This is a genomic window from Microbacterium sp. SL75, assembly GCF_026625865.1.
Classification (GTDB): Bacteria; Actinomycetota; Actinomycetes; order Actinomycetales; family Microbacteriaceae; genus Microbacterium.
Genome location: NZ_CP113067.1, coordinates 3121505 through 3134423, shown reverse-complemented (window position 1 = coordinate 3134423; position 12919 = coordinate 3121505). Strand labels below are relative to the sequence as shown.

The following is a 12919-nucleotide window of genomic DNA, read 5'->3' as shown; positions in this document are numbered from 1 at the left end:
ACGAGAACAGGCTGTGCGACGAGAACAGGCCGAATCGGGCGGTTCCGTCCTGTTCTCGATGCACTCTCCTGTTCTGGCGACCGTCGGACGGACGCCGGAGATGCAAGACCGGGCCGGGATAACGGCATCCCGGCCCGGTCCCGATGGTGCTATCGCCTTAGGGGCGCGAGTTCTCCCATGCCTCGATCGTGGGGATCGAGCCGGTCGGCGTCTGCCGTGCCATGGGGATCCGTGTGCCGAGCACCTGGGCCACGACATCGTGGGCGATCTTGGCGGCGGTGAGGCCGGCATCCTCGAGGATCTGCTCGCGCGTGGCGTGATCGATGAACTCGTCGGGGATCCCGAGCTCGTCGACGGCCGTGTCGACCCCGGCTTCGCGCAGCACCTGGCGCACGCGTGTGCCGACGCCGCCGACGCGGATGCCGTCTTCGATCGTGATCACCAGGCGGTGCGCGCGGGCGAGCTCGATGACGGAGGGCTGCACGGGGATCGCCCAGCGCGGGTCGATCACCGTCGCCCCGATTCCCTGCGCCTTGAGGCGCTCCGCGACCTCGAGGGCGAGGTGCACCATCGGACCGATGCCGACGAGCAGCACGTCTTCGCTCGTGCCGCGGCTCAGGACGTCGACGCCGTCGTGCAGGCGTTCGGTGGCCTCGACGTCGTCGTTGACCTTGCCCTTGGGGTAGCGCACGACCGTGGGGGCATCCTCGATCGCCGTGGCCTCGCGGAACTCCTCGCGAAGCCGCGCGGCATCGCGAGGAGCCGCGATCCGGATGCCGGGAACGAGCTGCAGCATCGCGAGATCCCAGATGCCGTGATGGCTCGGGCCGTCGGGACCGGTGACCCCGGCGCGGTCGAGCACGAAGGTGACGCCGGCCTTGTGCAGGGCGACGTCCATCATGACCTGGTCGAACGCGCGATTCATGAACGTCGCGTAGATCGCGACGACCGGGTGCAGACCGCCGAAGGCGAGACCGGCGGCGGATGCCACGGCGTGCTGCTCCGCGATGCCCACGTCGTACACCCGCTCGGGGAAGCGCTCGGCGAACTTCTGCAGCCCGGTCGGACGCAGCATCGCGGCGGTCATGGCGATGACGTCGTCGCGCTCGGCTCCGACCTTCACCAGTTCTTCGGCGAACACGTCGGTCCACTGGAGACCGCCGGCCGCGCCGAGAGCCTCACCCGTGAGGGGGTCGATCTTGCCGACGGCGTGGAACTGGTCGGCCTCGTCGCTCATCGCCGGCGCGTAGCCGCTGCCCTTGTCGGTGATGGCGTGGACGATGACGGGCGCACCGTACGACTTGGCGAGCTCGAGCGTCTCGATGAGGGACTCGAAGTCGTGTCCGTCGATGGGGCCGAGGTACTTGATGTCGAGGTTGCTGTACAGCGCCTCGTTGTTGGTGAAACGCGACAGGAAGCCGTGGGTGCCGCCGCGCACGCCGCGATAGACGGCGCGGGCAGCCGGGCCGAGGCGCCGGAAGAGCGTGTCGGACCCGCGGTGCAGCGTGCGGTAGGCGTCGTTCGTGCGCACACGGTTGAGGTAGCGCGCCATGCCGCCGATGGTCGGCGCGTAGGACCGACCGTTGTCGTTCACGACGATGACGAGGTTGCGCTCGTTGTCGTCGCTGATGTTGTTCAGTGCTTCCCAGGTCATTCCGCCCGTGAGTGCGCCGTCGCCGACGACGGCGACGACGTGGCGGTCGCGGCGACCGGTGCGACTGAAGGCGCGCGAGACGCCGTCCGCCCAGCTGAGGGAGCTCGAGGCGTGCGACGACTCGACGACATCGTGAGCGCTCTCGGAGCGCTGCGGGTAGCCCGCGAGGCCGCCGCGCGAACGCAGGGCCGTGAAATCCTGACGCCCGGTGAGCATCTTGTGCACGTAGGACTGGTGCCCGGTGTCGAAGATGATCGGGTCGGACGGCGAGTCGAAGACCTTGTGCAGAGCGATCGTCAGTTCGACGACGCCGAGGTTCGGTCCGAGGTGTCCGCCCGTGCGGGAGACGTTCTCGACGAGGAAGGAGCGGACTTCTGCGGCCAGCTGCCGTAGCTGGTCGGGGGTCAGCCCGTCGAGGTCACGGGGACCGTGAATGCCGGGTAGGAGAGCCATAAGACTCCTCTCGTGCGATGCGCGCGGGGTCCGCGCGTACGGGTCGATTCTAGTCTCCGAGGGGTGAACGGGCCCGGCAACGGCTTGCGCGGATCGCGTCCACGTGGTCTCTGCGGAAAGCGAAGTGCCCCGAAAGCGCGAGGCTTCCGGGGCACTTCGCCTGCGGGTCAGACCAGCGAACGCAGCACGTACTGCAGGATTCCGCCGTTGCGGTAGTAGTCGGCCTCACCGGGGGTGTCGATGCGGACCACGGCGTCGAACGTCACGGTCTGCTTGCCCTCGGACGAGAACTCGCTCGGCTCGGCGGTGACCTTGACCGTCTTCGGCGTCACACCCTCGTTGAGCTGCTCGAGGCCCTCGATCGAGACGATCTCGGTGCCGTCGAGGCCCAGCGACTTCCAGCTCTCGCCGGCCGGGAACTGCAGCGGAACGACGCCCATGCCGATGAGGTTCGAGCGGTGGATGCGCTCGAAGCTCTCGGTGATGACGGCCTTGACGCCCAGCAGGTTCGTGCCCTTGGCCGCCCAGTCACGCGAAGAGCCGGAGCCGTACTCCTTGCCGCCGAAGATCACCAGCGGGGTGCCCTGCTGCTGGTAGTTCTGGCTCGCGTCGAAGATGTAAGACTTCGGGCCGCCCTCCTGGGTGAAGTCGCGGGTGTAACCACCCTCGACCACCGTGCCGTCGTTGACGGCCGCGGTGAGCTCGTTCTTCAGGCGGATGTTGGCGAAGGTACCGCGGATCATGACTTCGTGGTTGCCACGGCGCGAGCCGTACGAGTTGAAGTCCTTCTGCGCGACGCCGTGCTCCATGAGGTACTGCGCAGCGGGGGTGCCCGCCTTGATGTTTCCGGCCGGGCTGATGTGGTCGGTGGTGACCGAGTCGCCGAGCGTCGCCATCACGCGCGCACCGGTGATGTCGCGCACGGCATCCGGCTGCATGGTCATGCCGTCGAAGTAGGGGGCCTTGCGCACGTAGGTCGAGTCGGCATCCCACTCGAAGACCGGGCCGGTCGGGGTGGGCAGGTTCTTCCAACGCTCGTCGCCCTCGAACACGGTGGCGTACTGCTGGATGAACTGCTCGCGCGAGATCGATGCGTCGATGATCGTCTGCACCTGGTCGGGGGCGGGCCAGATGTCCTTGAGGAAGACGTCTTCGCCGTTCTGGTCCTTGCCGAGGGCGTCGGTCTCGAAGTCGAAGTTCATCGAGCCGGCGAGGGCGTAGGCGACCACCAGCGGCGGCGAGGCCAGGTAGTTCATCTTCACATCGGGGCTGATGCGACCCTCGAAGTTGCGGTTGCCCGAGAGGACGGCCGTGACGGCGAGGTCGTTCTCGTTGATGGCCTCGGAGACCTCTTCGATGAGCGGACCCGAGTTGCCGATGCAGATCGTGCAGCCGTAGCCGACGGTGTAGAAGTCGAGGCCCTCGAGTGCCTTGTCGAGACCGGACTTCTCGTAGTAGTCGGTGACGACCTTCGAGCCCGGGCCGAGCGTGGTCTTGACCCAGGGCTTGCGCTTGAGGCCCTTGTCGACGGCGTTCTTGGCGAGGAGGCCGGCCGCGATCATGACCGAGGGGTTCGAGGTGTTCGTGCAAGAGGTGATGGCTGCCAGAGTGACCGCGCCATTGTCGAGCAGGTACGACTGGCCCTCCGGCGTGGTGACGCGCACCGGGTTGGAGGCGTTCGCGGGGTGACCCGACGAGACGAGCACCTCGGTCTCGGTGACGTGCTCGTGCTCTTCGCCGGGGACCGAACCGGGGTCCGAGGCCGGGAACGTGCCGTCGACCTCGAGGTCGACGACGGAGTCCGAGGTCGCGCCGCCGGCGTAGTTGAGGATGTCCTTCTCGAACTGCGACTTCGCCTCGGAGAGGAGGATGCGGTCCTGCGGGCGCTTGGGGCCGGCGATCGAGGGGACGACCGTCGACAGGTCGAGCTCCATGTACTCGCTGAAGGCCAGCTCTCGGTCGGCGTCGTGCCAGAGCTTCTGCTCTTTGGCGTACGCCTCGACCAGGGCGACGGTCTGCTCGTCGCGACCGGTCAGACGCAGGTACTCGAGCGTGACGTCGTCGATGGGGAACATCGCGGCGGTGGAGCCGAACTCGGGGCTCATGTTTCCAATGGTGGCGCGGTTGGCGAGCGGAACCGAGGCCACACCCTCGCCGTAGAACTCCACGAACTTTCCGACGACGCCGTGCTTGCGCAGCATGTCGGTGATCGTGAGCACGACGTCGGTCGCGGTCACGCCCGCGGGGATCTCACCGCTGAGCTTGAAGCCGACGACGCGCGGGATGAGCATCGACACGGGCTGGCCGAGCATGGCCGCCTCGGCTTCGATGCCGCCGACGCCCCAACCGAGAACGCCCAGGCCGTTGACCATGGTGGTGTGCGAGTCGGTGCCGACACAGGTGTCGGGGTACGCGCGCAGCACGCCGTCGACGGAGCGGTCGTAGATGACCTTGGCGAGGTGCTCGATGTTGACCTGGTGCACGATGCCGGTTCCCGGGGGGACGACCTTGAAGTCGTCGAAGGCCGACTGGCCCCAGCGAAGGAACTGGTACCGCTCGCCGTTGCGCTCGTACTCGATCTCGACGTTGCGCTCGAGGGCGTTCTCGCTACCGAACAGGTCGGCGATGACCGAGTGGTCGATGACCATCTCGGCGGGCGAGAGCGGATTGATCTTGTTCGGGTCGCCGCCGAGGGCGGTGACGGCCTCGCGCATGGTGGCGAGGTCGACGATGCAGGGCACACCGGTGAAGTCCTGCATGACCACGCGCGCCGGGGTGAACTGGATCTCGGTGTCGGGCTCGGCCGTGGGGTCCCACGAGCCGAGCGCCTCGATCTGCTCCTTGGTGACGTTGGCGCCGTCCTCGGTACGCAGAAGGTTCTCGAGCAGCACCTTGAGGCTGAACGGGAGCTTCTCGTGACCGGCGACCGTGTCGATGCGGAAGATCTCGTAGTCGGTGCTGCCGACCGTCAGGGTGCTCTTGGCACCGAAGCTGTCAACCGTGGACACGATCGTCTCCTTCGTCGGCGAATGCGCAGGCGTCGGCCCGCATTTCTCCATCTTCCCCGCGGGGAGAGGTCGATTCCAGGAAGGTCGACCTAACCGCCCGAGGCAGCGGATTTATCTTGATGTCAAGATAATATCAGGACTCTCGACGAGGGTGGAGGGCGCGGACGACGAGCCACGTCACCGCCAGCATCGGCGCGAACAACGGCAGGCCCATGACGATCTTGAGCGTCCCCAGCGCCGTCACGTCTCCCGCGAAGTACAGCGGCAGCTGCACCGCGAGACGCGCGGCGAACAGGGCCGCCCACGCGATCGAGAGCCACGTGTAGGCGCGGCGCTTGCGGCGATCGGCGCGCCAGCGGGTGCCTTCGCCGAGCAGGTAGCCCGCCACCAGGCCGATCAGCGGCCAGCCGATCAGCGCCGACACCAGGAACGCCGTCCCGTATGCGCCGTTGGTGAAGAACCCCGGCACGAAGTTGTCTTGACCGCGCCCGGTCACCAGCGACAGCACGGCTGCTCCCGCCGTCGCGAGCAGCCCGCCGATCGCAGCGCTCGGCGGTGACTTGGCGATGAGTCTCGCGAGCGTGAAGGCGACGGCCAGCCCGACCGAGACGCCCAGGCTCAACCACAGGTTTCCCTGGCGCGTCTCGGGGTCGATCGTGATCGTGAACAGCACGACGAACGCGAGCGAGGGCAGGACGGATTCCAGGATGCCGCGCACCCCGCCCATCGCCGACCACACGGCGGCGCCGGTCGAGGTGTGCTTGGCCGGGTCGAGGCCTGCGCGACGCGCGGCGTTACCGAGAGCCGCACTCACGCTCTCCGCCGCGGAGGGCGGGTCGAGGGGGACGCGGTCGTCTTCTCGCGCCGGGCGGGTGGAATCGTCGCTCATGCCGTTCCGGGGCTCGACGGCATCCGGAGCGGGATGAGATCGCGCGGCGGCATCGGCGAGGATCCGCGGACCACGACGATCGAACGGAAGAGGTCTTCGACAGCGGCGGCGGCCTCGACATCACTGGTGGCCGCTCCCCCGACGACGCCGCGCAGGAACCAGCGGGGTCCGTCGACGCCCACGAACCGAGCGAGACGCTTGCTCGCGCCGTCCGCCGCGGCGACGGGGACCTCGGCGAGGAGCTCGGGACCGAGGGGGCCCTCGCGCTCTTCGACGCGGCCGCCCTGCTGCTTGACCTGCTGGCGGATCTGGTCGCGCGTCTCTTCCCACAGGCCGCTCGAGCGCGGAGCGGCGAACGGCTGCACCTGCAGGGTCGAGTCGGCGTAGTCGAGGCCGACGGCCACGATGCGCTTGGTCTGCTCCTCGACCTCGAGGCGGAGGTTCAGGCCCTCGCGCGGCAGGATCTTGATCCCGCCCAGGTCGATGTAGGGGCGCACGGGGTTGGCCTCGGCCTCGTCGAACGGGCCCGCGCTCTCGCGGTCGACCGGGGCGCTCTTGGTCGCCGGCACCGCCTCGGCGCCGGACTGATCGTCTTCGGTGGTCTCGGGCGTGGTCTGCGACTCGTCGTCGGTCATCGGGTGCTCCCTTGCAGAGTCTGGTATCCGCTCGATCCGAAGCCGCCTTGACCGCGCACGCTGTCGGGCAGTTCGTCGACGGGGACGAAACGCACGGTCGGGACGGGCATCACGATGAGCTGGGCGATGCGGTCTCCGACCGCGATGTCATAGACCTCGTCGAGGTCGGTGTTCAAAAGGGCGACCTTGATCTCGCCGCGGTAACCGGCGTCGATCGTCCCCGGCGCGTTCACGATCGTGATGCCGTGCTTGGCGGCCAGGCCGCTGCGCGGCACGACGAACGCGGCATACCCCTCGGGAAGCGCGATGCGCACCCCCGTCGAGACGAGGGCGCGGCGCCCGGGTTCCAGTCGAACCGCCTCGGCGGCGGTCAGGTCGGCTCCGGCGTCGCCGGGGTGGGCGAAGACCGGAGGCTCGGATGCGACAATGAGGACGTCCACCGTTTCGGTCACCCCACGAGGGTAATGCAGAAGAGGGGGTGCGGCATCCGCACCGCAGCCGAGTATCGAGAGCGTCTCAGCCCGTCGCTGTGGGCGCTGGTCGCCGCAGCCGTGTGCGGTCCGATGGCGGCGGTCGTCTTCTCGCCGCTCGACACGACCCTGGCTCTGTTCATCGGGCTCGTGGTGTCGGTGGGGATCGTGTCGGGTCTGCTGGCGATCGCCCCCGTGATCGAGATCCGTGACGGCGAACTGCGGGCGGGACGCGCGCACATCCCGGTCGACCTCCTGGGTGCGCCCGTCGGCGTTGTCGCCGAAGAGGCTCGTACCGCCCGTGGGAGTGGTCTCGACCACCGGGCCTGGCACGTGATCCGCGGCGGTATCGACGGCATCGTCACGGTTCCCGTGACCGATCCCGACGACCCGACCCCGTCGTGGGTGGTGTCCACCCGCACGCCGGATCGCCTGGTCGCGGCGATCCAGCGTGCTCAGGTCAGGCTGCGCACTCCAGGCAGATGAAGCCGGGGCCGCTCTCTTCGGCGATCTGGGAACGGTGCTTCACGAGGAAGCAGTTCATGCAGGTGAACTCGTCTTCCTGAGCGGGAAGCACGACGACATCGAGCTCGATGTCGGAGAGGTCGGCGCCGGGCAGTTCGAAGCCCGAGGGGTTATCGGCATCCTCGTTGTCGATCGACCCCGACGCCTTGTCGGGCACGCGCTCTTTGAGGGCCTCGATCGACTCGCTGTCGTCCTCGGTCTTGCGCGGTGCGTCGTAATCGGTTGCCATGCGTGCAGGTCTCTACTTCCGGATTTCGTGGTGCTATGCCCCATCGGGTGCCCGATCGGGCGGCCATAGTTTGCATGACCCGTCCTCGATAAGCAAATGCTCCGAGAGGGGCGAGCGTGTCAGGCCTGACGGGAAACTCGCGGCGCGCCCGCGATATTCCCGGTTGCGGGCGGCACGCGTGACAGCATGAACGCTGACCGCAGATCGGAGGGGTGTTTCGTATGGAACAGCTCAAAGTCATCGGAACCGAAGATGACGTCCTCGTCGTGGCGACGCAGGCGGGCGAACGCTTCGCCCTCGCGCTCGATGAGGTGCTGCGCGCTGAAGCGCGCCGTGCGCGTCGGGACCGTGAGGACGACGACCGTGCCCCGCGCCCGAGCCCCCGAGAAATCCAGGCGCACATTCGCGCCGGCATGTCGGCTCGTGAGGTGGCGACGCTTCTGAACGCCCGCGTCGAAGACGTGGAACGTTTCGAGGGTCCCGTCCTCGCCGAGCGCGAGCACGTCGTGGCTCAAGCCCTCGCCGTGCCGGTGCTGCTGGGCGGCACCCTCGAGCACGACTCCCCCATCACCTTCGGGGCGGCCGTGCGTGCCAAGCTCGCCGAGGCCGGTGCGTCCGCGGAGCGTTGGACGAGCTGGAAAGAGAGCTCGGGCTGGTCCGTGAAGCTGGAGTTCACCGCCAACGGCATCGACCACGACGCGCGCTGGAGCTTCGACCCGCGTCGCAGCGTCCTCTCGCCGCAGAACTCGGACGCCATCCAGTTGTCGCGCCAGGGCTCGCTTCCCGAGGGGCTCATCCCCCGTCTCCGCGCCCTCGACAACGTCTCGAAGGACGACTCCCGTTTCGACAGCGGAGCGTTCGGGCCTCGCCGCATCGACATCGATGACGAGCCGGGTGTGGAGGCCACCGGTCCCGTCGCCACCGCCGTTCAGGCTGCCGCCATCAAGCGTGCACCCGATGCGCCCGTCACCTCGGCCGAGACCGCCGACCTGCTCGAGGCGCTCCGTCGCCGTCGGGGTCAGCGCGAGCCGCTGCCCGGTGCCTCCGAGGTCGCCGAGCCGGAGCCGCGTCCCTCGAGCCCGCCGGTCGCCCTGTTCGACGCCGTCGAGCCGGGCTACGTCGACGAGAGCGAAGAGACGCCGAGTGAACCCGAGCGTCCCCAGGCCGACAACGGTCGCCGCGCGAAGGGGCGACCGTCGATGCCGTCGTGGGACGAGATCGTCTTCGGCGCTCGTTCCGACGAGAGCTGACGAGGGATCGACTTTCTTGGCCGGTTCCTCGGTCGCCCGATCCGGGTCCGCCCGAGACGGATGCCGACACCCCGGCCTTAGGGCTGTGCTCAGGCGAACGCGCCCAGACGGAGGAGCGGCACCGTGCGCTCTTCGTCGGTGAGCGAGCCGTGCTGGCCCACCATGCGCTGCGGGCGCTTGTCGGGCTCGCGGTCGTCGTAGTACGCGAAACGTCCGCGCGCGGCGACGAGCACGTCCCCGATGCGCGGGCGGACCTCGGCGTCGACGTCGCCGAAGAGGCCGGCCGCGATGGCCTCTTCGCGCGTGAGCACCCAGGCCCGTGCCGCCTCGGTCTCCCGCCACAGCGCGGCCACGGCATCCGCTCGCCCCGCATGGGTGTACAGGTGGAGCATTCGGGGCTCGCCGCCGATGAGAGCGACGCCCTCGAGCAACGGGTCCCCCTCTCGGAGCAGGACGTGCTTGTGGGCGGGGACGTCGACCATGCCGTGATCGGCCGTGACGACGACGCCCGTGCGCTGGTCGATGGACTCGGCGAGGCGGCGGGCCGCGGCATCCACCCGCTCGAGGGCGTCGGTCCATCGGTCGGATTCCCACCCGTCCCGATGACCCGCGGTATCGAGCTCGGGGGCGTACAGGTAGGTCAGAGATCCCGGATGCCGTGCGGCCAGATCGGCCGCCAGGCGTACGCGCTCGTCGATGTCGTCGGACGAGGCGAACTCCGCCCCGCGCAGCGTCGCCTCGGTGAAGCCGGTGCCGGTATAGCTCGGTCGTGAGACGACGAAGCTGCGGAGCCCGGCGTCGGCGCGCAGGGCGAAAAGCGGAGTGCGTCTCTGCCAGGTGAGCGGGTCGAGGCTGTCGGTCTCCCACCCGTGCAGCTGATTGGCCGCGATGTCGGTGCCGGGAATGCGGGTGCGGTAGCCCACGATGCCGTGGCTGCCGGGCTCCGCGCCGGTGAGCAGGCTCGTGAGCGCCGCGGCCGTGGTCGAGGGGAACACCGTGCGTGCGACGTCCTTGCGACCGCCCACCGAGCCCAGGAACCGTGCGTGGCCGCGCCGGGCCGCCAGGTTGTGTGCGCCGAGCCCGTCCACGAGCATGACGATGGCGCTGCGGGCGTGAGCGAACCACTCCGACTCGCCCCTCAGGGCGGCGATCGACTGGGGCACCACACCGGTGAGGCTCCGAGAGCGCGGCGGGTCCGCCGGTAGGCTGAGTGACATCGGACCCAGTCTTCCACAGGAGTCCAGATCCCCGTCGAGACGCGACGCCCGCCCGACCCGAGGCCGTATCTATGCCCGATTCCCGTTCCTCCTCTCCCTCGAACTCGTCCGTCGTCGAGCGCATCGAAGACGTCGATGTCTCGACCGAGATGCAGGGGTCGTTCCTCGAGTACGCCTACTCGGTCATCTACTCGCGCGCCCTGCCCGATGCGCGCGACGGACTCAAGCCGGTGCAGCGCCGCATCCTCTACCAGATGGCGGAGATGGGCCTTCGGCCCGACCGCGGCCACGTCAAGAGTGCGCGGGTCGTGGGCGAGGTCATGGGAAAGCTGCACCCCCACGGCGACGCGCCGATCTACGACGCTCTCGTCCGGCTGGCGCAGTACTTCTCGTTGCGGGTTCCCCTGGTCGACGGCCACGGCAACTTCGGCTCGCTCGACGACGGGCCCGCCGCCCCGCGTTACACCGAGGCGCGCTTGGCGGCAGCGGCGCTGGCGCTGACCGAGAACCTCGACGAGGACGTCGTCGACTTCATCCCCAACTACGACGGACAGTTCCAGCAGCCCGAGGTTCTTCCGGCGGCGTTCCCGAACCTCCTCGTGAACGGGGCGACGGGCATCGCGGTCGGCATGGCCACGAACATGGCGCCGCACAACCTCATCGAGGTCGTCGCCGCAGCCATCCACCTGCTGCAGCACCCCGAGGCCACGGTCGAAGAGCTCATGGAGTTCGTCCCCGGCCCCGACCTGCCCTCGGGCGGAATCATCGTCGGCCTCGACGGCATCAAAGATGCCTACACGAACGGCCGCGGAACGTTCCGCACGCGCGCGAAGGCGTCGATCGAGTCGCTCGGTCCGCGTCGCACCGGCATCGTGATCACCGAGCTGCCGTATCTCGTCGGCCCCGAGCGCGTGATCGAGAAGATCAAAGACGCCGTGCAGGCGAAGAAGCTCACGGGCATCGCCGACGTCACCGACCTCACCGACCGCAACAACGGTCTGCGCCTCGTCATCGGGATCAAGACCGGATTCGACCCGAAAGCCGTGCTCGAGCAGTTGTACCGGCTGACCCCGCTCGAGGACTCGTTCGGCATCAACAACGTCGCGCTCGTCGACGGGCAGCCGCAGACACTCGGTCTGCGCGAGATGCTGCGCGTCTACATCGATCACCGCATTCGTGTCGTCACGCGACGCAGCGAGTACCGATTGGCCCGCAAACGGGAGCGTCTGCACCTCGTCGAGGGTCTACTCATCGCGATCCTCGACATCGACGAGGTCATCCAGGTCATCCGCTCCTCCGACGACGGCGAGCAGGCGCGCACCAAGCTGCAGGAGGTGTTCGACCTCTCGCACCCGCAGGCCGAGTACATCCTCGAACTGCGCCTGCGCCGGCTGACGAAGTTCTCGCGCATCGAGCTCGAGGCCGAGCGCGATCAGTTGAACGCCGAGATCGCCCAGCTCGTCGAACTGCTCGGAAGCGAGACGCTCCTGCGCCAGCAGGTGGCCAGAGAACTCGATGCCGCGGCCGAGGCGCACGGCACCCCGCGGCGCACCATGCTGCTCAACGGCGGACCCGTGCAGCCCCGGTCGGCGAAGGCCGCCGCCGCCGCGGACCTGCAGATCGCGGACGCACCGTGCCGTGTGTATCTCTCGGCCACCGGCCGCATGGTCCGCGCCGAGCTCGTGGCCGACGCCCCCGCCGGCGGCGTGGTCCCGCCCGCGCGTCGGTCCAAGCACGACGCGATCCGCTCCTCGGTCGACACGACCACCCGTGGTGACATCGCGGCGGTCACCTCGGCCGGGCGCCTCGTGCGCTTCTCCCCGGTCGACCTTCCCTCGGTGCCGGCCAACTCGGTGCAGGTCGCCGCCGGAACCAAGGTGGAGCAGTATCTGGCGCTGGCGAAGGGCGAGAAGGTCGTCGCCCTCGTCCCGCTGGTCGACTCCCCCACGATCGCCCTGGGCACCGAGCAGGGGGTGGTCAAGCGCGTCGCCGCGACCGAGCTGGGCTCGAAGGACGAGATCGAGATCATCTCGCTCCGCGACGGCGACCGCGTCGTCGGCGCCGCCCCCGCGGGCGACAACGCCGAGCTCGTCTTCGTCGCGAGCGACGCGCAGCTCCTGCGTTTCGAGGCCTCGTCGGTGCGACCGCAGGGACGGTCCGCGGGAGGTATGGCCGGCATCCGTCTCTCCGACGGCGCGCGCGTGATCTCGTTCGCCGTGGTGGGCGCCTCCGCCTTCGATGCCGTCGTGGTCACCGTCGCCGGCTCGTCTGCCGCGCTCCCGGGCACCGACGCGGGCAGCGCGAAGGTGTCGGCGTTCACCGAGTTCCCCGCGAAGGGCCGCGCTACCGGTGGCGTGCGTGCGCAGCGTCTGCTCCGCGGCGAGGACGCCCTCGTGCTCGCCTGGGTCGGCTCCGACCCGCGCGCCGTCGGCACCGATGGTTCGGTGCGGGCCCTGCCCGAGTCGGGCGCGAAGCGCGACGCCTCGGGCCAGCCGCTCGAAGCCGTCATCGGCGCGATCGGGACCGTCGTCCGCTGAGCCCGGCTGCTCCCCCGTCGGCTCGCCTTGTGTGCCGTCGTGCGGAGTTGAT

10 protein-coding genes are annotated in these 12919 nt (G+C 69.0%); 3 read left to right on the top strand and 7 right to left on the bottom strand.

All coding sequences use genetic code 11. The features are described 5' to 3' along the window. Positions 1 to 157: 157 nt before the first annotated feature. From dxs to dut, 5 genes are all read right to left on the bottom strand, one after another. A complete protein-coding gene (gene dxs, locus OVA17_RS14890) occupies positions 158 to 2107 on the bottom strand; it encodes a 1-deoxy-D-xylulose-5-phosphate synthase (RefSeq protein WP_267787259.1) in 1950 nt (649 codons plus the stop codon). Between the two features lie 167 nt (positions 2108 to 2274). Beyond that, positions 2275 to 5115, bottom strand: a complete 2841-nt coding sequence (gene acnA, locus OVA17_RS14885) for an aconitate hydratase AcnA (protein WP_324289899.1) — start codon at positions 5113 to 5115, stop codon at positions 2275 to 2277. 133 nt (positions 5116 to 5248) lie between these two features. Further along, positions 5249 to 6004, bottom strand: a complete 756-nt coding sequence (locus tag OVA17_RS14880; RefSeq protein ID WP_267787257.1) for a DUF3159 domain-containing protein — start codon at positions 6002 to 6004, stop codon at positions 5249 to 5251. After that, positions 6001 to 6639: a DUF3710 domain-containing protein gene (locus OVA17_RS14875; RefSeq protein WP_267787256.1), complete on the bottom strand. Its 639-nt coding sequence runs from the start codon at positions 6637 to 6639 to the stop codon at positions 6001 to 6003. The genes OVA17_RS14880 and OVA17_RS14875 overlap by 4 nt, the downstream gene beginning before the upstream one ends. Beyond that, positions 6636 to 7091, bottom strand: coding sequence for a dUTP diphosphatase (gene dut / locus OVA17_RS14870; protein ID WP_267787255.1), 456 nt, complete (start codon positions 7089 to 7091; stop codon positions 6636 to 6638). The genes OVA17_RS14875 and dut overlap by 4 nt, the downstream gene beginning before the upstream one ends. A gap of 12 nt (positions 7092 to 7103) precedes the next feature. Between dut and OVA17_RS14865 the strand changes: the two genes are divergently transcribed. Continuing rightward, positions 7104 to 7595 carry a DUF3093 domain-containing protein gene (locus OVA17_RS14865; protein ID WP_210075047.1) on the top strand — a complete coding sequence of 164 codons (492 nt, stop codon included), beginning with the start codon at positions 7104 to 7106 and terminating at the stop codon, positions 7593 to 7595. Here the strand turns inward: OVA17_RS14865 and OVA17_RS14860 are convergent. Beyond that, the gene (locus OVA17_RS14860; protein ID WP_055837222.1) at positions 7570 to 7863 is read right to left on the bottom strand and encodes a DUF4193 domain-containing protein; all 294 of its coding nucleotides are present in this window, start codon (positions 7861 to 7863) and stop codon (positions 7570 to 7572) included. The genes OVA17_RS14865 and OVA17_RS14860 overlap by 26 nt on opposite strands. 221 nt (positions 7864 to 8084) lie before the next feature. Between OVA17_RS14860 and sepH the strand changes: the two genes are divergently transcribed. Next, on the top strand, positions 8085 to 9113 hold the full coding sequence (gene sepH, locus OVA17_RS14855; RefSeq protein WP_210075045.1) for a septation protein SepH: 1029 nt from the start codon (positions 8085 to 8087) through the stop codon (positions 9111 to 9113). 89 nt (positions 9114 to 9202) lie between these two features. Here the strand turns inward: sepH and OVA17_RS14850 are convergent, their stop codons facing one another. Continuing rightward, a complete protein-coding gene (locus tag OVA17_RS14850; RefSeq protein WP_267787254.1) occupies positions 9203 to 10330 on the bottom strand; it encodes an alkaline phosphatase family protein in 1128 nt (375 codons plus the stop codon). A 71-nt stretch (positions 10331 to 10401) separates the two neighbouring features. Between OVA17_RS14850 and OVA17_RS14845 the strand changes: the two genes are divergently transcribed. After that, positions 10402 to 12867, top strand: a complete 2466-nt coding sequence (locus tag OVA17_RS14845; protein WP_267787253.1) for a DNA gyrase/topoisomerase IV subunit A — start codon at positions 10402 to 10404, stop codon at positions 12865 to 12867. Positions 12868 to 12919 lie beyond the last annotated feature (52 nt).